This window comes from Sphingobium sp. R-21 (assembly GCF_049913335.1).
Classification (GTDB): domain Bacteria; phylum Pseudomonadota; class Alphaproteobacteria; order Sphingomonadales; family Sphingomonadaceae; genus Sphingobium.
The window spans coordinates 2,729,196-2,754,892 of the sequence record NZ_CP184374.1 but is presented as its reverse complement, the minus strand read 5'-3'; the positions used below and the strand labels follow the sequence as shown (position 1 = coordinate 2,754,892).

Annotated in this window: 22 protein-coding genes; 14 read left to right on the top strand and 8 right to left on the bottom strand. The window is 63.9% G+C overall.

The features are described from left to right. Positions 1 to 2 precede the first annotated feature (2 nt). The gene (gene kdsA, locus ACN9MX_RS13235; protein ID WP_363830681.1) at positions 3 to 830 is read left to right on the top strand and encodes a 3-deoxy-8-phosphooctulonate synthase; all 828 of its coding nucleotides are present in this window, start codon (positions 3 to 5) and stop codon (positions 828 to 830) included. A gap of 105 nt (positions 831 to 935) precedes the next feature. Here kdsA and ACN9MX_RS13230 read toward each other — a convergent pair whose 3' ends face one another. The 3 genes from ACN9MX_RS13230 to ACN9MX_RS13220 all read right to left on the bottom strand — a co-directional run bounded on the left by ACN9MX_RS13230 (position 936) and on the right by ACN9MX_RS13220 (position 5,632). Beyond that, positions 936 to 2,201 carry a glutamate-5-semialdehyde dehydrogenase gene (locus ACN9MX_RS13230; protein WP_363738662.1) on the bottom strand — a complete coding sequence of 422 codons (1,266 nt, stop codon included), beginning with the start codon at positions 2,199 to 2,201 and terminating at the stop codon, positions 936 to 938. A gap of 313 nt (positions 2,202 to 2,514) precedes the next feature. After that, positions 2,515 to 3,159 carry a class I SAM-dependent methyltransferase gene (locus tag ACN9MX_RS13225; protein WP_363738660.1) on the bottom strand — a complete coding sequence of 215 codons (645 nt, stop codon included), beginning with the start codon at positions 3,157 to 3,159 and terminating at the stop codon, positions 2,515 to 2,517. A 181-nt stretch (positions 3,160 to 3,340) separates the two neighbouring features. Beyond that, complete coding sequence (locus ACN9MX_RS13220; RefSeq protein ID WP_363738659.1) at positions 3,341 to 5,632, bottom strand: CDC48 family AAA ATPase; 2,292 nt, start codon at positions 5,630 to 5,632, stop codon at positions 3,341 to 3,343. Positions 5,633 to 5,970: 338 nt separating this feature from the next. On the opposite strand from ACN9MX_RS13220, the gene ACN9MX_RS13215 reads away from it, so the two are divergent. Then, positions 5,971 to 6,852, top strand: coding sequence for a LysR substrate-binding domain-containing protein (locus ACN9MX_RS13215; protein WP_363738657.1), 882 nt, complete (start codon positions 5,971 to 5,973; stop codon positions 6,850 to 6,852). A gap of 77 nt (positions 6,853 to 6,929) precedes the next feature. Continuing rightward, positions 6,930 to 8,093 (top strand): GGDEF domain-containing protein, encoded by a 1,164-nt coding sequence (locus tag ACN9MX_RS13210; RefSeq protein ID WP_363738957.1) that lies wholly within the window; start codon positions 6,930 to 6,932, stop codon positions 8,091 to 8,093. Between the two features lie 38 nt (positions 8,094 to 8,131). On the opposite strand, the gene ACN9MX_RS13205 is transcribed toward ACN9MX_RS13210, so the two are convergent. Then, a complete protein-coding gene (locus tag ACN9MX_RS13205) occupies positions 8,132 to 8,803 on the bottom strand; it encodes a glutathione S-transferase family protein (protein ID WP_133652694.1) in 672 nt (223 codons plus the stop codon). A 283-nt stretch (positions 8,804 to 9,086) separates the two neighbouring features. On the opposite strand from ACN9MX_RS13205, the gene acs reads away from it, so the two are divergent. After that, complete coding sequence (acs, locus tag ACN9MX_RS13200; RefSeq protein WP_363830678.1) at positions 9,087 to 11,030, top strand: acetate--CoA ligase; 1,944 nt, start codon at positions 9,087 to 9,089, stop codon at positions 11,028 to 11,030. A gap of 20 nt (positions 11,031 to 11,050) precedes the next feature. Then, complete coding sequence (locus tag ACN9MX_RS13195; protein ID WP_363738653.1) at positions 11,051 to 11,563, top strand: cytochrome b; 513 nt, start codon at positions 11,051 to 11,053, stop codon at positions 11,561 to 11,563. Positions 11,564 to 11,620: 57 nt separating this feature from the next. Here the strand turns inward: ACN9MX_RS13195 and uvrB are convergent, their stop codons facing one another. Further along, positions 11,621 to 13,804, bottom strand: a complete 2,184-nt coding sequence (uvrB, locus tag ACN9MX_RS13190; RefSeq protein ID WP_363830675.1) for an excinuclease ABC subunit UvrB — start codon at positions 13,802 to 13,804, stop codon at positions 11,621 to 11,623. 52 nt (positions 13,805 to 13,856) lie between these two features. Here uvrB and ACN9MX_RS13185 point away from each other — a divergent pair, with 52 nt between their 5' ends. From ACN9MX_RS13185 to ACN9MX_RS13165, 5 genes are all read left to right on the top strand, one after another. Beyond that, complete coding sequence (locus tag ACN9MX_RS13185; protein WP_363738649.1) at positions 13,857 to 14,393, top strand: DUF3617 domain-containing protein; 537 nt, start codon at positions 13,857 to 13,859, stop codon at positions 14,391 to 14,393. Between the two features lie 9 nt (positions 14,394 to 14,402). Beyond that, a complete protein-coding gene (locus tag ACN9MX_RS13180) occupies positions 14,403 to 14,678 on the top strand; it encodes an HNH endonuclease (protein ID WP_133652689.1) in 276 nt (91 codons plus the stop codon). Between the two features lie 72 nt (positions 14,679 to 14,750). Beyond that, complete coding sequence (locus ACN9MX_RS13175; protein ID WP_363738647.1) at positions 14,751 to 15,260, top strand: DUF3617 domain-containing protein; 510 nt, start codon at positions 14,751 to 14,753, stop codon at positions 15,258 to 15,260. 210 nt (positions 15,261 to 15,470) lie between these two features. After that, positions 15,471 to 18,080, top strand: coding sequence for an EAL domain-containing protein (locus ACN9MX_RS13170; RefSeq protein ID WP_363830673.1), 2,610 nt, complete (start codon positions 15,471 to 15,473; stop codon positions 18,078 to 18,080). A 93-nt stretch (positions 18,081 to 18,173) separates the two neighbouring features. After that, on the top strand, positions 18,174 to 18,914 hold the full coding sequence (locus ACN9MX_RS13165) for a DUF72 domain-containing protein (protein ID WP_363830671.1): 741 nt from the start codon (positions 18,174 to 18,176) through the stop codon (positions 18,912 to 18,914). A 304-nt stretch (positions 18,915 to 19,218) separates the two neighbouring features. On the opposite strand, the gene ACN9MX_RS13160 is transcribed toward ACN9MX_RS13165, so the two are convergent. After that, entirely contained in the window at positions 19,219 to 19,404 is a 186-nt protein-coding gene (locus ACN9MX_RS13160) for a PspC domain-containing protein (RefSeq protein ID WP_133652685.1), read from the bottom strand. Positions 19,405 to 19,831: 427 nt separating this feature from the next. Here ACN9MX_RS13160 and ACN9MX_RS13155 point away from each other — a divergent pair, with 427 nt between their 5' ends. Next, positions 19,832 to 20,224, top strand: a complete 393-nt coding sequence (locus tag ACN9MX_RS13155; protein WP_414714661.1) for a gamma-glutamylcyclotransferase family protein — start codon at positions 19,832 to 19,834, stop codon at positions 20,222 to 20,224. Between the two features lie 301 nt (positions 20,225 to 20,525). On the opposite strand, the gene ACN9MX_RS13150 is transcribed toward ACN9MX_RS13155, so the two are convergent. Together ACN9MX_RS13150 and rpsU are read right to left on the bottom strand one after the other, a co-directional pair. Next, positions 20,526 to 21,086 carry an FKBP-type peptidyl-prolyl cis-trans isomerase gene (locus tag ACN9MX_RS13150; protein ID WP_133652683.1) on the bottom strand — a complete coding sequence of 187 codons (561 nt, stop codon included), beginning with the start codon at positions 21,084 to 21,086 and terminating at the stop codon, positions 20,526 to 20,528. Between the two features lie 83 nt (positions 21,087 to 21,169). Beyond that, entirely contained in the window at positions 21,170 to 21,376 is a 207-nt protein-coding gene (gene rpsU, locus ACN9MX_RS13145) for a 30S ribosomal protein S21 (protein ID WP_004208618.1), read from the bottom strand. Positions 21,377 to 21,600: 224 nt separating this feature from the next. On the opposite strand from rpsU, the gene ACN9MX_RS13140 reads away from it, so the two are divergent. The 3 genes from ACN9MX_RS13140 to ACN9MX_RS13130 all read left to right on the top strand — a co-directional run bounded on the left by ACN9MX_RS13140 (position 21,601) and on the right by ACN9MX_RS13130 (position 25,674). After that, the gene (locus ACN9MX_RS13140; protein WP_363830666.1) at positions 21,601 to 22,371 is read left to right on the top strand and encodes a class II aldolase/adducin family protein; all 771 of its coding nucleotides are present in this window, start codon (positions 21,601 to 21,603) and stop codon (positions 22,369 to 22,371) included. A gap of 139 nt (positions 22,372 to 22,510) precedes the next feature. Continuing rightward, the gene (locus tag ACN9MX_RS13135) at positions 22,511 to 24,379 is read left to right on the top strand and encodes a CHASE3 domain-containing protein (protein ID WP_363830663.1); all 1,869 of its coding nucleotides are present in this window, start codon (positions 22,511 to 22,513) and stop codon (positions 24,377 to 24,379) included. Positions 24,380 to 24,429: 50 nt separating this feature from the next. After that, positions 24,430 to 25,674: a putative DNA modification/repair radical SAM protein gene (locus ACN9MX_RS13130; protein WP_363830660.1), complete on the top strand. Its 1,245-nt coding sequence runs from the start codon at positions 24,430 to 24,432 to the stop codon at positions 25,672 to 25,674. Positions 25,675 to 25,697 lie beyond the last annotated feature (23 nt).

The following is a 25,697-nucleotide window of genomic DNA, read 5'->3' as shown; positions in this document are numbered from 1 at the left end:
CCATGATGACAGCCAAGCATGTTTTGATCGGGCCGGTTACCGTCGGCAACGACCTGCCCTTCGTCCTGATTTCCGGTCCCTGCCAGATCGAGAGCCGCGATCACGCGATGATGATGGCGGAACGGCTGTCGGGCATCGCCGCGCAGAAGGGCGTGCCGTTCATCTTCAAATCCTCCTTCGACAAGGCGAACCGGACATCCGTGTCGGGGCAGCGTGGCGTCGGGATCGATGCGGGGCTGGCGATCCTGGCGGAGGTGAAGGCGGCTTTCGGCTGCCCCGTGCTGACCGATGTGCATGAGGCCGGACAGGTGGAGGCGGCGGCGCAGGCGGTGGACATACTCCAGATCCCCGCCTTTCTGTGCCGCCAGACCGATCTGCTGCTGGCGGCCGGGCGGACCGGCGCCGTCGTCAATGTGAAGAAGGGGCAGTTCCTTGCGCCCTGGGACATGGCGGCCGTGGCGCAGAAGGTCGCCTCGACCGGGAACGAACGGATCCTGCTGACCGAGCGGGGGGCGAGCTTTGGCTATAACACGCTGGTCAGCGACATGCGCGCGTTGCCGGTCATGGCGCAGACGGGCTATCCGGTGGTGTTCGACGCGACCCATTCGGTGCAGCAGCCGGGCGGGCTGGGTTCGGCATCGGGCGGGCAGCGGGAATTTGCGCCGGTGCTGGCGCGCAGCGCCGTGGCGGCGGGGATCGCCGCGATCTTTGCCGAGGCGCATGATGACCCGGACCATGCCCCTTCGGACGGGCCGGTGATGCTGCCGATCGAGTGGGTCGGGTCGATGCTGGAGACGCTGAAGGCGATCGACGGCGCAGTGAAGGGCTGAGCCTGGCGCGATGTGCTTCTGCGGAGGCAGGAGATCAATTCAGGCCGTCCGATAATCCACGGAGGGCGGGACTGGGCTCCTGCCTCCGCAGGAGCACGACACTTATTACGGCCGGGTCTGGCCGGTTCCGCGCACCAGCCATTTATAGGTGGTGAGACCTTCCAGCGCGACCGGACCCCTTGCATGGAGCCGCCCGGTCGAAATGCCGATTTCCGCGCCCAAGCCGAATTCGCCGCCGTCCGCGAACTGGGTGGAGGCGTTCCACATCACGATCGCGCTGTCGACCGCGTTCAGGAAGCGCTCGGCCCTTTCGGCATCCTGCGTGATGATGGCGTCGGTATGGTGGCTGGCATGGGCGGCGATATGGGCGAGCGCCTCATCGAGCCCGTCCACCACCCGCACCGAGACGATGGCGTCGAGATATTCGGTGTCCCAATCCTCGTCCGCGGCCGCCGCAACCCGGCTGTCCATCGCCTGCACGGCTTCGTCGCCGCGTACTTCACATTTGGCGTCGAGCAGCGCCTTCACGATGGCGGGCGCCTGGGCATAGGCCCTGTCGATCAGCACCGTCTCGGTCGCGCCGCAAATGCCGGTGCGGCGCATCTTGGCGTTCACCACCAGCTTCTGCGCCATGTCCGGATCGGCCGCGCCGTCGACATAGCTGTGGTTGATGCCGTCGAGATGGGCGAGCACGGGCACGCGCGCCTCCTCCTGCACGCGGGCGACCAGGCTCTTGCCGCCCCGGGGGACGATCAGGTCGATGAACTCCGCGGCTTTCAGCAGCGCGCCCACGGCGGCGCGATCCGTGGTGGGGACCAGTTGCACGGCATCGGCGGACAGGCCGGCGGCGGCGATCCCCTCGACCATCGCGGCGTGGATGGCGCGGTTGCTTTCCTTCGCCTCGCTGCCGCCGCGCAGGATCACGGCATTGCCCGCACGCAGGCAGAGCGCGGCGGCATCGGCGGTCACATTGGGGCGGCTTTCATAGATGATGCCGATCACGCCCAGCGGCACACGGACGCGCGAAAGTTCCATGCCATTGGGGCGAACCTGCCTGTCGATCACGCTGCCGAGCGGATTGTCCAGCGTCGCCACCTGTTCCACGCCGGCCGCGGTCGCAAGGACGCGATCCTCGTCCAGTTTCAGCCGGTCGAGCATGGCGGGCGACAGGCCGTTGGCGGCGGCATTTTCCATGTCGCGGGCATTGGCGGCGATGATCTGCGGCGCCTGGTCCCGCAGGGCCTGCGCAGCGCGGCGCAGCGCGTCGATCTTCTGCGCGTCGCTGGCGGTGGAAAGCTGAGCCGCCGCCACGCGGGCGCGGGCGCCCATCATCGCGATCAGCATTTCGGGGGTCTGGGTCAGGTCGTTCATGAACTATCTCGCCGTGTTATGCGCCGGGCCTTATCATGAAAGCCGGTCGAAGCGAAACCATCGTTGCACGCAAAGCGGAGAGCGCTTCATCACGTGGAGGGGCGAACCCTGTGCTGTGACGATGCGACAACAATCGGGCGCGCATAGCCGGCAACCGGGCCACGGGTCGCAATATGACCCGGCCGCCGGAGGCAGAAGGTCTGCCTGTGCCGGCGCTTAGTGATCAACTCCGCGAGGCGCATACCCCAAATAGGGGATCAAACCTGCCGGACGATAAAAATCCCGATGCAGATTCAACAGGATGACAGGGAAGTCAGGCCACCTGCGCCAGGATTTCGCGCTTCACTGCCGTGAACATCCGGCAAGGCGGAATGTTGCGCCACTCCACCCGGTCGACGGTCTCATCGAACAGCGGCGACAGCAGCCGCCGCATATAGCCGGAATATTGATAGACCAGAAAAGCCCCGCCGGTTTTCAGCACCGATCGGGTTTCGGCGCAGATCGCCTCCCCCACGCCTTCGGGCAGGGTAGAGAAGGGAATGCCGGACAGGACATAGTCCGCCTGGGCATAGCCCGCCTCCTTGATGAAGCGACGGACGTCAGCGGCCGAGCCATGGACGATGCGCAGCCGGGGATCGTCGATCTCCGCCTCCAGATAGGCGACGAAGTCGAGGTTGAGGTCGATCGCCAACAGGGTCGCGTCCGGATGCAACCGGTCGAGAATGGGACGCGTGAACGTCCCGACGCCCGGACCATATTCCACGAACAGCCGTGTCCGTTGCCAGTCCACGCCCTCCAGCATGCTGTCGACCAACATCCGCGAAGACGGGATGACCGATCCGATCATGCCGGGATGCTTGATGAACTGCCGGAGGAACATGCTCCATTGACCCAGGAAGGTGGAGGATGGTTTTCCGGAAACGGCCCGGTTCTTTTTCTTCAAAGGGATGGAGGCCATTCATTCTCGCCTGTCTGCCTTGCCTGTCCGACTCGCAAAAATCGCACGGCCATGCAAGCGACTTCGCCGGGGAAAGACAAATAGGCCAGAGGGTAAGGCAGGCCGCCGGGCCAAAAACATGACCTGACCTGGCGCGACAATATGTTCCCGGACCGGCCGTCGCGGGAACATATTGCACCTCTCAATCCCTGGTTCGCGTCCGCAACATGCCGGGCGATACGAAGCCGATGGGATCGATCTGCATCACGCTCTGCTTCAGCGTCGCCTGGATCTGCTCATATTCGCGTTCCATTTCGGGCGTGACGGAGGCGCGGGTGTCCTCCAGCGCGGCCTCGAAATGCGCCTGGGTGACCCGGTCGACCGACAGGGACTGGCGCAAGGCGACCAGGCCGGCGCGGCGGACCAGATCCTCCAGATCGGCCCCGGTGAACCGCTCCGTACGCTCCGCCAGCACATCCAGGTCGACATCGTCGGCAAGCGGCATCTTGCCCGTGTGGATGGACAGGATGCGCTTGCGGCCTGCCTTGTCGGGCACGGGAACATAGATCAGTTCGTCGAACCGGCCCGGCCGCAGCAGCGCTGGATCGATCAGCGTCGGCCGATTGGTCGCGCCGATGACGACGACGGACTGCAATTCCTCCAGCCCGTCCATCTCGGCCAGGATGGTGTTCACCACCCGCTCCGTCACCTGCGGTTCGCCCAGGCCGCCGCCGCGGGCGGGAACCAGGCTGTCCAGTTCGTCGATGAAGATGACCGTCGGCGCCACCTGCCGCGCGCGGGCGAAGAGGCGGGCGATCTGCTGTTCGCTCTCCCCATACCATTTGCTGAGCAGGTCGGAGGATTTGGTGGCGATGAAATTGGCCTGCGCTTCCCGCGCCACCGCCTTCGCCAACAGGGTCTTGCCGGTGCCGGGCGGGCCGTAGAGCAGGAAGCCCTTGGCCGGGCGGATGCCGATGCGGCGGAAGGCGTCGGGATCCTTGAGCGGCAGCTCCACCCCTTCCTTGAGGCGCATCTGCGCATCGTCCAGGCCACCAATGTCGGCCCAGCCGATATTGGGCGCCTGCACCATCACCTCGCGCATGGCGGAAGGCTGGACCCGCTTGATCGCGGCCATGAAGTCGTCGCGCGCGACGGACAGTTCCTCCAGCACGTCGGGGGGGATCGTGCCTTCCTCCAGATTGAGCCGGGGCATGAAGCGGCGCACGGTCTCGATCGCCGCCTCGCGGGTCAGCGCCGCCAGGTCCGCGCCGACAAAGCCATAGGTCATGCGCGCCAGTTCGCCCAGGTCGACGCCGTCGGCAAGCGGCATGCCGCGGGTGTGGATGCCCAGAATCTCCCGCCGTCCGCGCTCGTCCGGCACGCCGACGATGATTTCCCGGTCGAAACGGCCGGGCCGGCGCAGCGCCTCATCTATCGCTTCGGGCCGGTTGGTGGCGGCGATGACGACCAGATTGGTGCGCGGTTCCAGCCCGTCCATCAAGGTCAGCAACTGGGCGACGAGGCGCTTTTCCGTTTCCCCGGTCACACTGCCGCGCTTGGGCGCGATGGAATCGATCTCATCGATGAACAGGATCGACGGCACCGACTTGGCGGCCGCCTCGAAAATCTCGCGAAGCTGCTTTTCGGACTCGCCATAGGCCGAACCCATGATCTCCGGCCCGTTGATCAGGAAGAATTCAGCCTCCGATTCATTCGCGACGGCGCGGGCAAGACGCGTCTTGCCAGTGCCCGGCGGACCATGGAGCAGCACGCCCTTGGGCGGATCGACGCCCAGTCGCTCGAACAGTTCGGGATAGCGCAGCGGCAGCTCCACCATCTCGCGCAGCTGGTCGATCGCCTCGGCCATGCCGCCGACATCGTCATAGGTGACGTCGGCGCGCCGCGATTCGCGCGGTTCCTCATATTCGGCGCGCAGCTCCACCTCCGTATCGGCGTCGATATGGACGATGCCCTTGGGGACGGTCGACACCACGACCAGGCGGATTTCCTGCAAGGCATAGGCCGGCGCGGCCAGCATCTGGCGCAACTGGGGCGGCATGTCGCCGGGCGGCACCTGTTGCTGCCCCGACGTCGCGACGATATCGCCGGAGGTCAGCGGGCGCTGGAAGAAGACGCGCTTCAAAGCCTCCGGATTGCCCTGCAGCCGCAGATTATTTTGTGCAGGCGCGAACACGACGCGCTGGGCAGGCCGGGGATCGATCTTACCGATGACGACGAAATCACCCGATCCGACGCCGGCATTGGCGCGCTGAAGCCCGTCGAGGCGCAGGACGTCCAGCCCCTCATCCTCCTTATAGGGCCGCACCACCCGCGCAGGGGTGGAACGCTTGCCGGCGATCTCGATCACATCGCCTTCCGCAAGGTGGAGTTCCGTCATCACCGCCAGCGGAAGGCGCGCAAGGCCCCTTCCCGCGTCCTCGGGCCGGGCGTTGGCCACCTGTATCCTACGTCCTGCGGTTTCTTCGTCGGCCACTTCGACTTCCCCGTTCTGTTCGCTGGCAAACGAGATAGGGAACGTCGGGGCGGAGGGAAAGGGGCCATCGAGAACCCCGGAACGAATAAAAAAAGGGCCAGCCCGAAGGCCAGCCCGGAAAGTTTTTAGGAGAGGATGCCTGAAAGGCCTTTCCTATGTGCAGTGCGGCAGGTATTTTTGCAAGTGCGAAAAGAATCGAGGAGTTGCAATTTTTGCATCTTGTCAAAAGTCCTTTTTTACTGCTCATTGAAATGAGGATGCTTGGAGCCGGTTTGCGCGCCGCTAAAGAATAAGCAATGACGCGTCGCAGCGGACAGGCCGGATGAACATGACGATTTATGCGTAGATTGCCGCCCCTTACGGCCCTGGAGGCCTTTGTTCAGGTTGCCCGCCTTGGATCGGTCAAGGCAGCGGCGGAGGAGCTTGCGCTTTCGACCCCCGCGCTCAGCCGCCGTGTCCAGGCGCTGGAACGCTTCATCGGTCGGCCGCTGTTCGACCGCAAGCATCAGGCGCTGGAAATCAACGCCGATGGTCAGCGTCTGCTGGACGACATCGCCCCGGCGCTTGATTCGCTGAGCCAGGCGCTGGAGAATATCCAGAGCGGCGGCAACCAGCTGCGACTGCGACTGGCCGTCATGCCGCTGTTCGCGACGCAGCGGCTGTTCCCGCATCTGGGCGCCCTGCGGCAGCGGCATCCGCAGCTTCACATCGACATCGAGACCACGCCCTATGCCGTCGCCCGTCTGGGCGAGGGGCTGGACGCGGCGATCGTGCTGGCGAAGGACATTGATCCGGCGCTTTATGCCCATGAGCTCGACCATGACGAAGTCTATCTGATCGGCCGCAAGGCGTTGCTGGAAACGCCCAATGCGCTGACCGCCCCGCAGGAGCTGGCCAATCACACGGTCCTGCTGCATCGCGACATGGCGCTGGCGTTCGATGCGTGGAAGGAGGCGGTGCACCTGCCCGATCTGCAGCCGCTGGCGATCGACAATTATGATTCCGGCCAGTTGATGCTGGAGGCTGCGGCACAGGGGCTGGGCATCGCCGTCATGCATGCCAGCCATTATAATGAAGCGCAGGATTCCCGGCTGGTCCGGCTGTTTCCGGAACATCGGGTGGAAAGCCCCTATCGCTATTTCTTCGTCTGCCGGCCCCGCGCGCTGCAAACCCGCGCGGTGCGGATTTTCCGCGACTGGTTGATCGGCGCGGACATATAATCGAGGTCAGCCAGCGCCTTGCGCTTTTTCGCTTGGCGCGTCCTTAACCTTGTTTGCGCCCTGCCGTTCTGGTGAGCATGACTGGGGCATCATCTTCCGCAAACGCGCAACATGGCCTGACGGATCGCCTGGCCCGCTGGGCTCGCGGCCTGTCCGGCAAGACCGACGACGAAGCCATGGACGTCCCGGAGGAGCCGCAGCGCGCCCGGCATGGCAGCGCTTCCAGCCGGGAAGCCATCCGGCGGCGCAAGCTGTACGAGGACATAGGCGATTTCCTGTTCGCCCATGATCTGGACCTGACGCCGCTGAATTTCGGCGTGGCGCATGACTATCTGACCGGATCCCATATCGGCGTGGAGAAGGCCGTGAAGGCCGTGCTGGCCGAACAGGGCAAGATCTCCAATGGCTGGGTCGAAAATGTCGCCGCCGAACAGCGCACCGACGAGGTCACGGCGGAAGCGCTTGCCTCCATGCTCGACAGGGTCGAGGAGAATCTGTCGCAATTCACCGGCCTGATGACCGAATCGCGCAATTCGGCCAAGGATTATGGCGCCGCGCTGCAGGAAGAGGTCAAGGGGCTCTCGGCCGGTTCGGAGAGCCAGCCGGTGCTGGCCCGCCTGGTGGCGCTCACCCGGTCGATGGTCGAAAAGACCCGGCAGGTCGAAAGCCAGCTTCGCGACAACCAGAAGCAGACGCAGCTTCTGAAATCCAATCTGGAAAGCGCGCGCCGCGCCGCCGAACATGACCATCTGACCGGCCTGCCCAATCGCCGCGCCTTTGAAGGAACGCTGCGCGAGGAACTGGCGCAGGCGCAGAAGGAAAGGCAGCCGTTGGCCGTCGCCTTTTGCGACATCGATCATTTCAAGCTGATCAACGACAGCCATGGCCATGACACCGGCGACCGGGTGCTGAAGTTCGTGGCCGGATTGCTGTCGAAGGTGAGCAACGAACAATGCCATGTCGCGCGTCATGGCGGCGAGGAATTCGTCATGCTCTTCCGTGGCAAGACGGCGGCCGAGGCGTGCGAGGCGGTGGACAATGTGCGGCAGGACCTGTCCACCCGCAGCCTGGTCAACCGCGCCAATGGCGAACGGATGGAGCGCGTCAGCTTTTCCGCCGGGGTCGCCAATGTGCTGGCCTATGACGATCCTCGCGCTGCGCTGAAAGCCGCGGACCGGGCGCTCTATCTGGCCAAGGAACATGGCCGCAACCGGGTATATCTGGCCGCTGAAATGGATTGACCGTCGCCCCCTCTCCTGACGGGAGGGGCGTTGCGGGTTCAGAAATCCGGCTTTTCATAATGGGGCGGCGGGGTGATCACCTCCATCCGTTCGGACAGCAGGGGCCGGAAGGACGGGCGCGACTTGAAGCCGGCATACCAGCGCTTCACCGTCTCATGCCCGGCCCAGTCGATGCCGCCCAGATAATCGGCCACCGAAAGATGCGCGGCGGCGGCGATGTCGGCCAGGCTCAGCGTGCCGCCCGCCATCCAGGCGCGGTGGTCGAGCAGATAGTCCATATAATCCATGTGGACATTGGCCCGCTTCATCGCCTCCCGCAGGACGCGGGCATCGGGCGGCGCGCGTTCGATCAGCCGCTTCTTCATCCGTTCATGCAGCAGCGGGCCAACCACGTCGCCGTAGAAATTCTGGTCGAAAAAGGCGGTCAGCCGCCGCACCTCCGCCCGGCCGGCGGCCGTGCCGGAGATCAGCGGGAATTTTTCCACCGTCTCCTCGAAAAATTCGCAGATCGCCTGGCTGTCGATCAGGGTGACGCCCTTTTCCTGATCCACCATCACCGGCGTCGTGCCGGCCGGATTGAGGTCCAGAAACTCGTCGCGCGCCTCCCAGGGGGATTCGCGCGCCAGATCGTAGCCCACCCCCTTTTCACCGAGCAGCAGGCGGACCTTGCGAGAAAAGGGGCAGAGCGGAAATTGGAAAAGTTGCCACATATGCCCTTCCTGTTAGGCCCGGCGGGCGCGCGCGAAAAGCGGCAAAATAGCATCATCCTGCTTAAATCCCGACCGACAAAGGTGGAAACTGTGGCGAGCGCAGAACGATCCCATCTTCCTGTCGTCGCGCCTTGGCTCTAGAGCGGGTTTCGATCCGATTGAATCGGATCGCCGCTCTGGATTCCTGGTTTTCCGCGATTTCTTGACCAGCGATCGGCTCCGGTCGCTTGGCAATCGCTCCAGGACCTCCAAAGCGAGAATTTCGCAGAGGAAGGATGCCCGCATGTCTGACGATTATTTCCCGGTTCCTGCAGAGTGGGCGGCGTCCGCGCTGTTCGACCGGGAGGGCCGCGCGGCCGATTATGCGCGGTCGGTCGAGGATGCCAATGCCTATTGGCTGGAACAGGCCGGGCGGCTGGATTGGGTGAACTTTCCCACCAAAGCCGATGAGAGCAGCTTCGATGAGGCCGATTTCGGCGTGAAATGGTTTGCCGACGGCGTGCTGAACGTCAGCGCCAACTGCATCGACCGGCATCTGGCCGAACGCGGCGATCAGACCGCGATCATCTGGGAACCGGATTCGCCGGACGCGCTGCCGCGCCGCTTCACCTATGCCGAGGTGCATGAGGCGGTGTGCCGCTTCGCCAATGCGTTGAAGGCGGCGGGCGCGAAGAAGGGCGACCGGATCACCGTCTATATGCCGATGATCCCGGAGGCCGCCTTCGCCCTGCTCGCCTGCGCCCGCATCGGCGCGGTCCACAGCGTCGTGTTCGGCGGTTTTTCGCCCGAGGCGCTGGCGGGACGGATCACTGATTGCGACTCGACGCTGGTGATCACTTCAGACGAGGGCTGCCGCGCCGGCAGGAAGGTGCCGCTCAAGGCCAATGTCGACGCCGCGCTGACGCTGTGCACCAGCGTCCGCAAGGTGATCGTGGTCCAGGCGACCGGCGGCGCCATCGAAATGAAGGAAGGCCGCGACCTGTGGCTGCATGAGGAAACGGCCAGGGTGTCGGCCGACTGCCCGCCCGAACCCATGAACGCGGAGGATCCGCTGTTCATCCTCTATACCTCCGGATCGACGGGCAAGCCCAAGGGCGTGCTGCACACGACCGGCGGCTATCTGCTTTGGGCCAGCCTGACGCATGAGCTGTGCTTCGACTACCGGCCCGGCGACATCTACTGGTGCGCGGCCGACATCGGCTGGGTCACGGGGCACAGCTATATCGTCTATGGCCCGCTGGCGAACGGGGCGACGACGCTGATCTATGAGGGCGTGCCGAACTGGCCGACGCCGAGCCGCATCTGGGAAGTCATCGACCGGCATCAGGTGCAGACCGTCTTCACCGCTCCCACGGCGCTGCGGTCGTTGATGAAGGAAGGCGACGATTTCGTGACCCGCACCAGCCGCAAGTCGCTGCGCCTGCTGGGGACCGTCGGCGAGCCGATCAATCCCGAGGCGTGGCGCTGGTACCATCATGTCGTGGGCGAGGACCGCTGCCCGATCATCGACACATGGTGGCAGACCGAGACCGGCGGGGCGATGATCGCGCCGATGCCGGGCGCAACGGACCTGAAGCCCGGCTCCGCAACCCTGCCCATGCCGGGCGTGGTGCCGCAGATCGTCGACGCGGAGGGGCATGTGCTGGACGGCGCGACGGAGGGCAATCTCGTCATCGCGCAGAGCTGGCCGGGGCAGATGCGCACTGTCTGGGGCGATCATGAGCGCTTCTTCCAGACCTATTTCACGACCTTCCCCGGCAAATATACGACCGGCGACGGGGCGCGGCGCGACGCGGACGGCTATTATTGGATCACGGGCCGGGTGGACGACGTCATCAACGTGTCCGGGCACCGCATGGGCACGGCTGAGGTCGAGAGCGCGCTGGTGCTGCACGAAGCGGTGGCCGAGGCGGCGGTCGTGGGCTTTCCGCACGACATCAAGGGCCAGGGCATCTACGCCTATGTGACGCTCAACAGCGGCGAGGAAGCGAGCGACGCGCTGCGCCAGGCGCTGGTCAAATGGGTGCGCAGCGAGATCGGGCCGATCGCGACGCCCGACGTGATCCAGTTCGCCCCCGGCCTGCCCAAGACCCGGTCGGGTAAGATCATGCGCCGCATCCTGCGCAAGATCGCGGAGGGTGAGGTGTCCCCGCAGGCGCTGGGAGACATTAGTACACTTGCCGATCCTTCGGTGGTGGATAATCTGGTCGCCAATCGTCAGGGGTAAAGGTCAGGCAGGAGTATTGGATGGATCGCTACAGTCCCGTCGCCCGCGCATTGCACTGGATCATGGCGATCCTCATCCTCTTCAACCTCTTCCTGGGTTTCGCGCATGATGCGCTGCCCAGGGAATGGAAAGTGATGCCCGTCCATAAATCGATCGGGCTGACGGTTCTCGCATTGACCGTCGCGCGCATATTGTGGCGCCTCACCCGCAGGTCGCCGCCGCTGCCCGCCGAAATGCCGGCGTGGGAGAAGGGAACCGCGCGTGTCACGCATTTCGCCTTTTACGCGTTCATGCTGATCGTGCCGTTGAGCGGATGGATCATGACCTCCGCCGGCGACCGACCCCTGAACTGGTTCTTCCTGTTCGACGTGCCGAAATTCGCGGTGGCGAAGGGCGACGCGATCGTCGGGATTTCAGGCGAGGCCCATGAGCTTCTGGCCTTTGCCTGGGCGGCACTGCTGATCCTGCATGTGCTGGCGGCCGTGCGCCATCATGTCATCCTGAAGGATGGCGTGCTGCGGCGAATGATCTGACCTCCTGATACCGCATTTCCCGAGCCGTCGGCCGTAGACGGTCAACTTGAAATCGCTCTAGCGTCCGAACTTCTTCTGCACCTTTCCATAGCGCAATTTGCGCGTTCCCGGCTTGCCCTCGGTGGCGCGTCCCCGAGGCGCGGCCACCTGCTGATCGGCAGGGAGGCCCAGCTCCTCCGCCTCCAGCTTGCGGATCTCGTCGCGGATGCGCCCGGCCTCCTCGAATTCCAGGTCGGCTGCCGCGGCGCGCATCTTCTTTTCCAGATCCTCGATATAGGCGCGCAGATTGTGGCCGACGAGATGGGGGCGGTCCTCCAGCCCGGTATCCACCGTCACCTGATCCTTCGACGCGACATGGGCGATGATGTCGCCGATGTTGCGCTTGATCGTGGTGGGCGTGATGCCATGTTCCCGATTATAGGCCATCTGCTTTTCGCGACGGCGCGAGGTTTCGTTGAGCGCCCGCTCCATCGATCCTGTGACCCTGTCCGCATAAAGGATCACCCGCCCATCGACATTGCGCGCCGCACGCCCGATCGTCTGGATCAGCGAGGTTTCCGACCGCAGAAAGCCCTCCTTGTCGGCATCGAGGATCGCCACCAGGCCGCATTCGGGAATGTCCAGCCCCTCGCGCAGCAGGTTGATCCCCACCAGCACGTCATAGACGCCCAGTCGCAGGTCGCGGATCAGTTCGATGCGCTCCAGCGTCTCGACGTCGCTGTGCATGTAGCGGACCTTTATCCCCGCCTCGTGCATGAACTCGGTCAGGTCTTCGGCCATCCGCTTGGTGAGCGTCGTCACCAGCGTGCGATAGCCCTTCTTCGCCGTCTCCTTCGCCTCATGGATCAGGTCGTCCACCTGATCCTCCACCGGCTTGATCTCGACCGGCGGGTCGATGAGGCCGGTCGGGCGGATCACCTGTTCGGCGAAGGTGCCGCCGGTCTGCTCCATCTCCCACGAGCCTGGCGTTGCGGAGACGCTGACCGTCTGCGGCCGCATCGCGTCCCATTCGTTGAAGCGGAGCGGCCGGTTGTCGATGCAGCTCGGCAGGCGAAAGCCATATTCGGCCAGCGTGATCTTCCGCCGATGGTCGCCCCGTGCCATCGCCCCGATCTGGGGCACGGTCTGGTGGCTTTCGTCGACGAACAGCAGCGCATTCTCCGGCAGATATTCGAACAGGGTCGGCGGCGGCTCGCCCGGCAGGCGGCCGGTCAGGAAGCGGGAATAATTCTCGATCCCCGCGCAGGAGCCGGTGGCGGCGATCATCTCCAGATCGAAATGGGTCCGCTGCTCCAGCCGCTGCGCCTCCAGCAGCTTGCCCTCGGCCTGCAGTTCCTTCAGCCGCTCGGCGAGTTCGAAACGGATCGCCTCCATCGCCTGCTTGAGCGTCGGGCCGGGCGTGACGTGGTGCGAATTGGGGAAGACCTTCACATAATCGAGGCTGGCGACCTTCTTCCCCGTCAGCGGGTCGAATTCGACGATGTCCTCTATCTCATTGCCGAAGAAGCTGACGCGCCAGGCGGTATCCTCATAGTGCGACGGGAAAATTTCCAGATTGTCGCCCTTCACGCGAAAATTGCCGCGCGCGAAGGCCGCATCGTTGCGCTTGTACTGGAGCGCCACCAGCTTGCGGATGATCTCCCGCTGGTCCTCGATCTGGCCCTTCTTCATCGAAAAGGTCATGGCGGAATAGGTTTCGACCGAGCCGATGCCATAGAGGCAGGAGACCGACGCGACGATCAGCACATCGTCCCGCTCCAGCAGCGCGCGGGTCGCCGAATGGCGCATCCGGTCGATCGCCTCGTTCACGCTCGACTCCTTTTCGATATAGGTGTCGGAGCGCGGCACATAGGCTTCGGGCTGGTAATAGTCATAATAGCTGACGAAATATTCGACGGCATTGTCCGGGAAGAAGCTCTTGAACTCGCCATAAAGCTGCGCGGCCAGGATCTTGTTCGGCGCCAGCACCAGGGCGGGCCGCTGCAATGCCTCGATCACCTTCGCCATGGTGAAGGTCTTGCCCGATCCGGTCACGCCCAGCAGCACCTGGTCCTTCTCGCCCTGCAGCGCCGTTTCAACCAGTTCGGCTATGGCAGTCGGCTGGTCGCCCGAGGGTTCATAATCGGAAACCAGCCTGAACGCCCGTCCGCCCTCGCTCTTTTCCGGACGCGCGGGGCGGTGGGGGACGAAGCCTTCGCCGGTCTGGGGCTCGTCCAGCGTGGTGCGGATTTGAATTGTCATCGCCGCTTGATATGGTCCCGCCATCAGCGGGGTGCAACAGGGAGGATTTTCAATGCGTAAAACTGTGTGGTTCCTGATGGGAGCGGCCGCTCTGCTGTCGGCCTGCGGCGAGAAGAAGGCGAGCGAGCCGCAGACTCGCGAGGAGGTCCGCCAGGAGGTGCAGAAGGTTCAGCTCAAGCCCGGCCAGTGGGAGGGCAGCTATGAGCTGGAGGACATCGACATGCCGAACATGCCCGGCGGCGCCGACCAGATGAAAGAACAGATGAAGAAGATGATGAGCCGCACCTCGATCAAATATTGCGTCTCGCCGGAGGAAGCCGCCAATCCCAGCGGCAAGATGTTCTCAGGGCAGGAGAACAAGGACTGCACCTATAAGGGGTTCGACGCCAGCGGCGGGTCCGTGAAGGGGGAGATAAGCTGCAAGTCGCAGGGCGGCACGATGAACGCCGTCATGTCCGGCAACTATGCGCCCGAAAGCTATGAAATGAACATGGACATGAAGATGACCGGCGCACCCAACGGCATGAACATGAGCATGAAGGCCAAGACCAGCGGCAAATGGATCGGCGCGACCTGCTCAGCCAAATAAGAGCGGGACATGGGCGAGGCGCCTGCCTGCTGGTTGTGTGAGCGACCGCTGGGCAGGCGCGTCGAATGGCATCATCCCGTGCCCAGGAGCAAGGGCGGGCGGGACATGGTGCCCGTCCATCCGATCTGCCATCGCGCCATCCACGCGAATTTCGCCAATGCGGAACTGGCCCGCGCCTATTCCGACGCCGACGCGCTGCGCGCTCATCCCGCGATGACGCGCTTTCTGGCCTGGGTGGCGAACAAGCCGCCCGATTTCCACGCCCCGACCCGCGCCAGACGATAGCAGATTCCTCTTGCGCTTTGCGCGGCTTGGCGCGAGCCTGCCCCGGTTCCAACAGAGAACAGGGGAGAGGATATGCAGAAATTCGCGCTGGCGGCCCTGCCGCTTGGGCTTGGGCTTGCTCTTGGCTTGGCCGCCTGTGGCAGCAAGCCGGAACCCGCGCCCGAAACGACCGAAGCGCCGATCGTCATGAAAGCGGGCGAATGGGCGCTGACGCGAAAGACGACCGGCTACAACACGCCCACGGTGACCCCCGCCGAATATCAGGCCGCATTGAAAGAGGTCAGCGAGGACAGGATATGCATCGCCGTCGATGCCGCCGGCGTGCCGGATGCCAATGCGCTCGCTGGAAATGAGGGCAAGGACTGCACCTACAAGGACAAGCTGCTCCGCAAGGGCCGCCTGATCGCGACGTTGAGCTGCACGTCCGGCAAGGGCACGTCCGAAGTGGCGCTGGAGGGCAATTTCACCGCTGACACGCTGACGCTGGGCAGCACCATGACGAAGACCGAAGGCGGCCAGCCGGTGCTACGCACCACGCATGACGTCACGGGCAAGCGCGTCGGGGAATGCACCAAGGCGTGAGATGACAAAAAAAGCCGGAGCGCGCGACCTGCGTCAGTTTGACGCGGCGCGCTCCATTGAAACCGGGCGCATTCCGGGCCTTGTCCGGCATGGCAAGCTGTCCGTGCGTCCTCTATTTCGACTGCGCGACAATGGCTGCCGGCAATCGACCATCGCTCACCCCGGCGGCGCGGTAAGTTTCTTTCAATCTCTTGCCGTTACGCGGCATATATGACTTCCATGCGGGCAAATCTGGCAGAATTGCATTCGCGGCGGCCCAATCTTGTCGCGGCGCTCGGCCTGGTGGAAAGCGATGTCTCCATCAATGCTTCCTGGATATCCGGCGCGTTCGTTCATATCGCGCGGATGTGGCCCCTCATCCTGCTGGGAAAGCTCTGCGTTACCGCCCTGCTGCACGTTCCCTTCTACCGGCAGGGCGATGCCGGCCACGCCGCCGCCATGGCGGCCATGCTGCTGATCGACGGTGTCGCCATTGTCGTGCCGCGCGGGGCGCAGTTCCAGCAGCTGCGGCCGCATCACCAGAAATGGCTGATGCTGCCCATGGTGCTGCTGTCGGGCCTGAGTTTCAGCCTGCTGCTGGGGCCCTCGCTGATCGTGGGAGAGCCTTCGCGCAATTTGACGGCGGAAATGGCGGTCGCACTGATGGCGGTGTCGATCTTCGGCGACCGGCGCCTGCTTGGCGCCAGCTATTTCTGCGGCTTGCTGATCGCCGCCATGCTGCACCGGAGCGAATTCATGCAGATCGGCTTGCTGATCAGCTGTATCGCGGTGATATTGGTAGCCGCGCTGCGCCAGGCGCAGGCCGACATGAACCGGGCCATCGCCGTCCACCAGCGCGACCTCAGGGCGCAGCGTTCCGACCGGCTGCTGCATGAATATGAACAATCGGGCCGCGGCTGGTTCTGGGAAACCGACCGCCATGGCTGCATCGCCTATATTTCCGACACATTGGCCCGGACGATCGGCCTGGGCAGCGATGCGCTGATCGGCCGCCCGATCACGGAGATCATTCGCCCCGGCGACCGGCAGGATGGCGATGGCGAGCGCACCCTGGGCTTCCACCTGTCGGCGCGGACGGGCTTTGCCGAAATCCCGGTGCGCGCCGCCATGGCGAAGGACGAGCGCTGGTGGTCGATTTCGGGCCAGCCCGTGTTCAACGAATTCGGTCAGTTCCACGGCTTCCGGGGCAGCGGCACCGACCTTACCGAAATGCGCCGCAGCCAGGCGGAGGTGACGCGGCTTGCGCAATATGACTCGCTGACCGGGCTCGCCAACCGGGTGCAGATGATGCGCTCTCTGGAGCAGGCGGTCGCGGGCAAGAAGGGGCAGCCGCGCGACTGCACGCTGATGATGCTGGACCTGGACAGGTTCAAGATCGTCAACGACACGCTGGGCCATCCGGCTGGCGACGCGCTGCTGCGCCAGGTCAGCGAACGCATCCAGCGCGTGGTCGGCAACAAGGGGCTGGTCGGCCGGCAGGGCGGCGACGAGTTCAAGATCCTGCTGCCCGGCCGGTCCGACAAGATATCGCTGGACGATCTGGCGCGGGCGATCATCACCGACGTGTCCCAGCCTTACAAGGTGGAGGGAACGGCGGTCGTCATCGGTGTGTCGATCGGCATCTCCTTCTGCCCGCAGGATGGCGTGACGGCGGAAGAACTCATCCGCAATGCCGACCTCGCTCTCTATGCCGCCAAGGGCGACGGGCGCGGCATCCATCGCTTCTACTCCCCGGAAATGCACGCCGATGCGGAGGATCGCCGCCAGTTGGAGGAGGACCTGCGCAAGGCTCTGGTCGAAGATGCCCTGCACCTTGTCTACCAGCCTGTGGTCTCTTCCCGTACCGAGCAGATCACCGGCTATGAAGCGCTGCTGCGCTGGCACCATCCGGTGCGCGGCGCGATTTCCCCGACCCTGTTCATCCCCATTGCGGAAGAAAGCGGCCTGATCGGCCCGATCGGCGAATGGGTGTTGCGCACCGCCTGCCGCGATGCGGCGCAATGGGCGGAGGACGTGCGGGTCGCGGTGAACGTCTCGCCCATCCAGTTCACCAATCAGGGCCTGCCCTCCATCGTCATGAATGCGCTGGCCGCTTCGGGCCTGGCGCCGGACCGGCTGGAGCTGGAGATCACCGAAAGCGTGTTCCTGAACGACGACGACGGCACCGACTCGATGTTTTCGCGGCTCAAGAGCATAGGCGTGCGACTGGCGCTCGACGATTTCGGCACGGGTTATTCCTCGCTCGGCTATCTCAAGAAAGCGCCGTTCGACAAGATCAAGATCGACCAGAGCTTCGTGCGCGGCGCGGCGATCAAGGGCAGCCCCAACAGCGCGATCATCAAGGCGATCGTCAGCCTGGCCGAAGCGCTGGGCATGGACACGACGGCCGAAGGCGCCGAAACGCAGGATGAGCTCGCGCTGATCCGCAATCTGGGGTGCAGCCATATCCAGGGCTATGTCTATGGTCGCCCGCTGCCGGCGGCGGACGTGCTGGTCCAGCAACACCGTCCTTGCGGCGTCGTATTGCCGCAGGGATTCCAGTTGAGCCGGCCGGAACGCCGGACCATGCTCCGCACGGTCGCCGTGCAGCATGAGGGCCATGTCTACGCTGGACGCATCCGCAACATTTCCGCCACGGGCGCGCAGTTGGAAGGCTTGTGGAACGTGCCGGAAGGCACGCGGTTCACGATCGATCTGGGCGACAATCAGACGGTCGACGCCATCGCGCGCTGGTCCCGCGAGGATCGGCTGGGCGTGGAATTTGTCCAGGCGATCAACCTGTCCCCACCGCGCGCCGCGCCGCGTTCCGCGACGTCCTGAACGGCGAACGGCCAGCTTGTCCTGCAAGGGCAGCTTTTCCCTCTGGTCCTGATCCCCTTTGCCGATCAGGATGGCGGGAAAGGAGAGTCCGGGATGAGTGGAAAGATAAGGGTCGGGATCGGCGGCTGGATCTTTGAACCATGGCGCGGCACCTTCTATCCAGAAGGGCTGCGACAGAAGGACGAACTGGCCTATGTCGGCCAGCATCTGACCGCGACGGAAATCAACGCCACTTATTATAGCACGCAGAAACCGGCGACCTTTGCCGGTTGGGCAAAGGCCGTTCCCGATGGCTTCCAGTTCGCGGTCAAGGCCTCGCGTTTCTGCACCAATCGGCGCGTGCTGGCGGAAGCGGGCGAGTCCATCGCCAAATTCACGCAGCAGGGACTGGTCGAACTGGGCGATCGGCTGGGCCCCATCCTCTGGCAGTTCATGCCGACCAAGACATTCAATGCCGATGATTTCGCCGCTTTCCTGAAGTTGCTGCCGGACAGCGTGGATGGCGTGCCGCTCCGCCACGCGCTGGAGGTACGGCATGAGAGTTTTGACGATCCGGCCTTTTTCGATCTGGCCAAAAGGGCGGGTGCAGCCGTGGTCCATGCCGACCATCCGGAATATCCTGCGCTGCAGGGCCATGATGTTGGTTTTTCCTATGCCCGGCTGATGCGCACGCGGGAGGAGGAACCGACCGGCTATTCTGCGTCCGAAATCCGCCGATGGGCAGACGAGGCGCGCGAACAGGCCGCAAGGGGCGATGTCTATGCCTTCTTCATCAGCGGGGCGAAGGTTCGGGCGCCCGCCGCGGCGCAGGCCATGATTGTGGCTTTGCAGTAACAACGACTGTTGCATTTGCTGCAACCGCGAAGTCGTCCTTTGCGATTGTTACATTATCCAGCGGGGCGCATAGGCCTGTTCGCCCTTGAGGCGATAAAGAATAATGATTTGCAGGACGAATGATATGCGACACACTGTTCAGGGCGTTGCCCTTATGGTTGCGGTCGGTGCACAGATGCTGACCTTCTATTCGGTGTTGTTTGCCTGAGCGCAACACGACCCGATCCAAGCAGTCCGTCATGGACGTAGAAAGAGCCGCCCTGGATATTACCATGGGCGGCTCTTTCATTATCGCTGGACTTGATCAGCCCTGCGCCAGCCAGCCGGCCAGCAGATAGGCGACGACGCCGACCGGACCCAGCGCGCACAGCGTCAGCAGCACGAGCGCGATCCGGATCAACGTAACATCCATGCCGGTGCGGTTGGAAAGCCCGGCACACACGCCCATGATCTTTCCATTGCGGCGGTCGAGGGTGAAGCTGTTGTTCATGAATCTGGCCTTTTTTTAGAGCGATTTCCAAGCGATCGGCACCGATCGCTGATTAAGAAATTGCGGAAAACAAAGAATTGAGAGCGGCGATCTGATTCAATCAGATCGAAACCCGCTCAAGAGATGCGGCGGGATCAGGCGATCGGTGTGACCGGGACGGCGGCGCCGATGAACAGCGCGGAAACCAGCAGCGCGCCGGTAAGGGCGAAAGCGACATTTTGCAGCTTGGCGAACATGATATACTCCCTGACATGCGATGGGCCGAACCATCCGGCCTCGATGCCGGGAAGATTGCAGGAGCCGTGCCAATTTCCATTTCGGCCGCAATTTCCGGGGTTTTCGCCAGTCCACGCCTGATTTTTTGCGGGAAAATTTCCGTTATTTGGGTAAATTTCCTGCAAGTCAGGAATATTTGCGGGGTTTAGACCTGAACGAGACGCTCCTCTTTGTCTATGGCACGCTTCGACCGGGCTGCGACGATCCGATGGCGCGTTGGTTGCGCAACGCGGCCCGACATGTCGGGCCCGCGATCGCGCAGGGCCTGCTCTATAGCGTGGGGACCTATCCCGGCTTTGTGCCCGATGGATCCGGCGTGGTGACGGGCGACCTGTTCGCGCTTTCCGATCCGGAGCCGGTACTCGCCGCACTCGACGACTATGAGGAATGCGCCTCCCATTTTCCGCCGCCCCATGAATATCGGCGCGAACGACTGACCGTCCGCTGCGAACATGGGCAGGTCGAGGCATGGACCTATATCTACATGCTCGACAGCCGCGGGTTGAAGCGGATCAAGAGCGGTGATTTCCTCGCCCGGGAATAGGTGCGCCGGGCGCGGTCAGGGAAGGGCCGAACGAACCGGACGCCGGTAAGAAAACCAGCGTACCCGCCATCGCTGGAGCGTGGGGCGGAAAGGTCGGAACCGGCTTTCCGCTTGCAATGTGTGGTGCGCGCGGCCTGCGCCTGATCGGACCCGGCGCGCTCCAGGGCGGCGGCCTGGGCCGATCAGATCGGAACCAGGATTAGAGCGATTTCCAAGCGATCGGAACCGATCGCTGGTTAAGAAATCGCGGAAAACAAGGAAACCAGAGCGACGATCTGATTCAATCAGATCGAAACCTGCTCTAGTGGGCGGGCATGCCCTGCGGCATGCCGCCCTGCTGCATCATCTGCTGCATGCGCATGATGTCCGCCTTGGACTTGAAGTCATGCAACTGGACATCGAAGACCAGCACCGAATTGGCCGGGATCGGGCCCGCCGCCTGCTCGCCATAGCCAAGCTGCGGCGGAATCCACAGGCGGTACTTGCCGCCCTTCTTCATCTTCTGCAGGCCTTCGGAAAAACCGGGGACCACGCCGTCCACCGGCATGGCGGTCTGCGGATTTTCGTCGAACACCGTGCCGTCGAGCAGCGTGCCCTTATAGCCCACCAGCGCCACGTCGGCCGGCGTGGGGCTGGGACCGCTGCCTTCTTCCAGCACCTTGTACTGCAGGCCCGATTCGGTCGTGACCACGCCGTCCGCGCCACGATTATGCGCCAGGAAGCTGGCTGGCGAAGCCTCCACGCCCCGCTGCCCCGCCCAAGCCAGGCCGCCGGCGGCAAGCGCCACCGCAGCGACACCGATCCAGAGCCGCGTCAGCGATCCCTTGGCGATAGGACGAAGGGGAACGGCTGTGGTCGACATGCGCTATGCCTCGCAAATTGGTGCGGGTGATCTGTCAGCAGAGGGAAGGGACGATCAGGCGACCGCCCCGATGACGACGGTCCTTACCGGACGCCGTCACGCTCGGCGCGCTTGCGCTCCAGCTTGCGGGCGCGGCGAACGGCGGCAGCCTTTTCGCGGGCGCGCTTTTCCGAGGGCTTCTCATAGTGACGGCGCAACTTCATCTCGCGATACACGCCCTCACGCTGCAGCTTCTTCTTGAGCGCGCGCAGGGCCTGGTCGACATTGTTGTCGCGAACGATGATTTGCATAAGCCAGTCAAACTCCAGTCGAAAAACAGACGGGCCGCCAGGAAACATAACCCTTCCCGACGGGCCACCCGAATGAAATAGCAGTGAGTCGCCGCAGGTCACCCTGCGCCGTGTGGGGCGCGCCCTACCAGCAGAGTCGCGCAAATTCAACCCAAAAGCCGTTTTTCTCGACAGCGCCGGAGGACTGGCGGATAGTCCCCCAATAAACAAGAAGGAGGATCGCCATGGCAACCATCGCCAGGAGCATGGGCAAACATCCCGACATGCCGGCCGCAGAATGGACCGCGCGCCAGCAACTCGCCGCCTGTTACCGCATTTTCGACCATCTGGGCTGGTCGGAACTGATCTACAACCACATCACCCTGCGCGTGCCGGGGGAAGAAAATGCCTTCCTCATCAATCCCTTCGGCCTGCTGTACAGCGAAGTGACCGCATCCAGCCTCGTCAAGATCGACATTGACGGCCATGTGCTGGACGGCAACCCCTATCCGGTCAACCGCGCCGGCTTTACCCAGCATAGCGTCTTCCACCGCCACCTGCCCGATGCGCATTGCATCGTCCACACCCACACCACCGCGGGCATGGCCGTCAGCGCGACGCGGGAGGGACTGACACCGACCAATTTCTATGCTGCGGCGTTCATCGGCCGAATCGCCTATCACGACTTCGAAGGCATCACGATCCGGCCGGAGGAAGGCGAGAGGCTGATCGCCCATCTGGGCGAGAGGCGCATCATGATGCTGCGCAACCATGGTACGCTGGTCATGGCCAAGTCCTTGCCGGAAGCCTTCCTGACCCAGTGGATGCTGCAACGCGCCTGCGAGGTCCAGGTCGCGACCGGCGCGGCCGGCACGCCGATGAACATCCCGGCGGAGGTCATCGCGGTGCATCAGCGCGACCTTAGCGGCGTGCAACTGCCGGCCGGCCCCGGCGTGCCGGATTTCGAGGCCATGGTGCGCAAGATCGACCGGATCGATCCAGGCTGGCGGGAGTAGAGCGGGAAGAGCCGGGGATCGGCGCGCTCGCGGCGCTTTCCAGAGGTGCTAAAGCGTCGATTTCCCTGCCATAATCCTTTTGGCTGGATATCCTTTCCCGGCTTGCCCCCCTCGCCTTTTTTCCGCATCTTCCGCCGCCATGCCCGCAATCCGCCCTGAACGATCGATCTTCCTGCTGCTGCTTGCCCTCCTTGTCGGCGCGCTTGCGGTAGGCAGCACCTATTGGATCTACGCGGTGCAGCAGCGGGTCAATATCTGGGTCCAGCACACATTGCGGATCGAGAACCAGCTCTCGACCCTGCTGCTTCACGCGCAGGAAGCGGAAAGCGCGCAGCGCGGTTTCATGCTGACGCGCAAGAAGTCCTTCCTTGGTCCCTATGAGAGTTTTCGCAGCGAATGGCGGCAGGAACTGGCCACGCTGCGCGTGGAGATGCGCGACAATAGGCTGCAGGCCCGATCGCTGGAGGAACTGGAGGAACTGCTCGACGACCGCCTGTTCCTGATGCGGGCGGGCATAGAGCGGCGACAGCGTGGGGAGGTGTTCGAGGCGGACGATTACGATGCGGGGATGATAACGATGACCCGCATCCGCGCATTGGTCGCGACGATGCGGGCGCGTGAGGCGCAATTGCTGAAGAACCGGACCGCCAACGACAATCGGCTGAGCACGATGGTTTCAGTCGGGCTCACGCTATCCGCCGTGCTGATCACCCTGTTGGGAGCGCTGGCGCTGCGCACCGCCTATCGCCGCGTGGCCGAAGCGACCGAAAGCCAGCAGGCGCTCGCTCACATCAACCAGCGCCTGATCGAAGAGGCGCAGGATCGCGAGGCGGCCGAAGGGCAGTTGCGCCAGATCCAGAAGATGGAATCGATCGGGCAACTGACCGGTGGCATCGCCCATGACTTCAACAATATGCTCGCCATCGTCATCGGCTCTCTCGACATCGCAAGGCGGCGGCTGACGCCGGATTCGGACCCCCGGATCATCAAAGGCATCGACAATGCGGCAGAGGGCGCCCAGCGCGCCGCCCAGCTCACCGCGCGCCTGCTCGCCTTCTCCCGCCAGCAGCCGCTGGATCCGCAGCCGATCGACGTGAACAAGCTGGTTGGCGGCATGTCGGAGCTGCTGCGCAGGACCATCGGCGAAGCCATTCGGGTGGAAACAGTGCTGGCCGGCGGGCTGTGGCGCGCCAGCATCGACGCCAGCCAGCTCGAAGCAGCCATCATCAACCTTTGCGTCAATTCGCGCGATGCCATGCCCATGGGCGGCAAGCTGACGATAGAGTCGGCCAACGCGCATCTCGACGATGCCTATGCCGCGACCCACAGCGACGTCACCGCCGGCCAATATGTGATGGTATCCGTCAGCGACAGCGGCACCGGCATGCCGCCCGAGGTGGTGGAACGCGCCTTCGAACCCTTCTTCACGACCAAGGGGGTCGGCAAGGGCACCGGGCTCGGCCTCAGCCAGGTGTTCGGCTTCATCAAGCAGTCGCGCGGCCATGTGAAGATCTATTCCGAACCCGGCGAGGGCACGATCATCAAGATCTACCTGCCGCGATATTATGGGCCGGAGTCGGTCGGCGGGACCGTGACGGTGACGCCCGCCGAACTGCCCCGTGCCAAAGGGGAAGAGATCATCCTGGTCGTGGAGGATGAGGAGCGCGTCCGCCACATGTCGGTCGATTCGCTGCGCGAGCTGGGCTACACCATCGTCCAGGCTTCCGACGGGGAGCAGGCGCTGGAAATGCTGACGATCCAGCCGCGCATCGACATGCTGTTCACCGATGTCGTCATGCCCGGCATCAACGGGCGCATCCTGGCCGATCGCGCGCGGGAGAGCCATCCCGGCCTCAAGATCCTCTACACGACCGGCTATACCCGCAACGCCATCGTCCACAACGGCATGCTCGACCCCGGCGTCTCCTTTCTCGCCAAGCCCTTCACGCTAGACCAGCTGGCGGTGAAGGTCCGCCAGGTGCTGGATGCGGACTCCCCACCGGCCTGACTGATCGAGATTATGGACAGTGGGGGATAGGGAACATATGATGAACAATCATGACCGCCCTCTCCATCCGGCAAAAGCTGGAAATCCTTGCCGACGCCGCCAAATATGATGCGTCCTGCGCGTCGTCCGGGACGGCGAAACGGGACAGCGCATCGGGACGCAAGGGCGGCATCGGTTCGACCGAGGGCATGGGCATCTGCCATGCCTATGCGCCCGACGGCCGCTGCATTTCGCTGCTCAAGATCCTGCTGACCAACAGTTGCATCTTCGACTGTCACTATTGCATCAACCGCCGGTCGAGCGATGTGCGGCGCGCCCGCTTCACCGTGCGGGAGGTGGTCGACCTGACGCTGAGCTTCTATCGCCGCAACTATATAGAGGGCCTGTTCCTCTCCTCCGGCATCATCCGTTCGTCCGATTATACGATGGAGCAGTTGGTGGCCGTCGCGCGCAGCCTGCGCGAAGAACATGATTTCCGCGGCTATATCCACCTCAAGACCATCCCCGACGCCGACCCCGAACTGGCCCGCCAGGCGGGCCTCCATGCCGACCGGCTGTCGATCAATGTCGAACTGCCCACCGAACAGGGCCTGCGCAGGCTGGCGCCGGAGAAGGACAAGGGGCAGATCGAAAGCGCCATGGCGGGGATGCGCGACGCCATTGAGGAAAGCACCGACGCCAGCCGCCGCTACACCCATGCGCCGCGCTTCGCCCCGGCGGGCCAGTCGACCCAGATGATCGTCGGCGCGGACCAGGCGGACGACAGGGCCATCATCCAGCGGGCAAGTTCGCTCTACAGCCGGCACAAGCTGCGCCGCGTCTATTACAGTGCCTTCTCGCCCATCCCCTCGCCCAGCAGCGTGCTGCCGTTGAAGCGTCCGCAGCTGATGCGCGAACATCGGCTCTACCAATCCGACTGGATGATGCGCTTCTACGGCTATTCGGCGCAGGATCTGGAAAGCGCGACCGATCCCGCCACCGGCTGCCTGCCGCTCGACATCGATCCCAAGCTCGCCTGGGCGCTGCGCCATCGGGAGGTCTTTCCGGTCGACGTCAACCATGCCCCGCGCGACGCGTTGCTGCGGGTCCCGGGGCTGGGCGCGAAGGCGGTGGACCGGATCGTCGCGAGCCGACGCCACCGCCGGTTGCGGCTGGACGACGTCGCCCGCCTGACGCGGAGCATCGCCAAATTACGGCCCTTCCTGATCGCGGCCGACTGGCGGCCGGTCCAACTGGCCGATCGGCTCACCCTGCACGTGGCGCCGCCGCCGTCACAATATGAGCTTTTTGAATGAGTCGCGCTCATTTTGCCGTTGAT

Excerpts from the sequence above, each read along its gene's own strand:
- ACN9MX_RS13175 (WP_363738647.1), top strand. The coding sequence starts at position 14,751 with ATGCAGAAATTCGCGCTGGCGGCCCTGCCGCTTGGGCTTGGGCTTGCT.
- uvrB (WP_363830675.1), bottom strand. The coding sequence starts at position 13,804 with ATGACAATTCAAATCCGCACCACGCTGGACGAGCCCCAGACCGGCGAA.
- rpsU (WP_004208618.1), bottom strand. The coding sequence starts at position 21,376 with ATGCAAATCATCGTTCGCGACAACAATGTCGACCAGGCCCTGCGCGCG.
- ACN9MX_RS13140 (WP_363830666.1), top strand. The coding sequence starts at position 21,601 with ATGGCAACCATCGCCAGGAGCATGGGCAAACATCCCGACATGCCGGCC.
- ACN9MX_RS13165 (WP_363830671.1), top strand. The coding sequence starts at position 18,174 with ATGAGTGGAAAGATAAGGGTCGGGATCGGCGGCTGGATCTTTGAACCA.
- ACN9MX_RS13205 (WP_133652694.1), bottom strand. The coding sequence starts at position 8,803 with ATGTGGCAACTTTTCCAATTTCCGCTCTGCCCCTTTTCTCGCAAGGTC.
- ACN9MX_RS13230 (WP_363738662.1), bottom strand. The coding sequence starts at position 2,201 with ATGAACGACCTGACCCAGACCCCCGAAATGCTGATCGCGATGATGGGC.
- ACN9MX_RS13215 (WP_363738657.1), top strand. The coding sequence starts at position 5,971 with ATGCGTAGATTGCCGCCCCTTACGGCCCTGGAGGCCTTTGTTCAGGTT.
- ACN9MX_RS13185 (WP_363738649.1), top strand. The coding sequence starts at position 13,857 with ATGCGTAAAACTGTGTGGTTCCTGATGGGAGCGGCCGCTCTGCTGTCG.
- ACN9MX_RS13210 (WP_363738957.1), top strand. The coding sequence starts at position 6,930 with ATGACTGGGGCATCATCTTCCGCAAACGCGCAACATGGCCTGACGGAT.
- kdsA (WP_363830681.1), top strand. The coding sequence starts at position 3 with ATGATGACAGCCAAGCATGTTTTGATCGGGCCGGTTACCGTCGGCAAC.
- ACN9MX_RS13160 (WP_133652685.1), bottom strand. The coding sequence starts at position 19,404 with ATGAACAACAGCTTCACCCTCGACCGCCGCAATGGAAAGATCATGGGC.
- ACN9MX_RS13180 (WP_133652689.1), top strand. The coding sequence starts at position 14,403 with ATGGGCGAGGCGCCTGCCTGCTGGTTGTGTGAGCGACCGCTGGGCAGG.
- ACN9MX_RS13135 (WP_363830663.1), top strand. The coding sequence starts at position 22,511 with ATGCCCGCAATCCGCCCTGAACGATCGATCTTCCTGCTGCTGCTTGCC.
- acs (WP_363830678.1), top strand. The coding sequence starts at position 9,087 with ATGTCTGACGATTATTTCCCGGTTCCTGCAGAGTGGGCGGCGTCCGCG.
- ACN9MX_RS13150 (WP_133652683.1), bottom strand. The coding sequence starts at position 21,086 with ATGTCGACCACAGCCGTTCCCCTTCGTCCTATCGCCAAGGGATCGCTG.
- ACN9MX_RS13195 (WP_363738653.1), top strand. The coding sequence starts at position 11,051 with ATGGATCGCTACAGTCCCGTCGCCCGCGCATTGCACTGGATCATGGCG.
- ACN9MX_RS13225 (WP_363738660.1), bottom strand. The coding sequence starts at position 3,159 with ATGGCCTCCATCCCTTTGAAGAAAAAGAACCGGGCCGTTTCCGGAAAA.
- ACN9MX_RS13170 (WP_363830673.1), top strand. The coding sequence starts at position 15,471 with ATGACTTCCATGCGGGCAAATCTGGCAGAATTGCATTCGCGGCGGCCC.
- ACN9MX_RS13130 (WP_363830660.1), top strand. The coding sequence starts at position 24,430 with ATGACCGCCCTCTCCATCCGGCAAAAGCTGGAAATCCTTGCCGACGCC.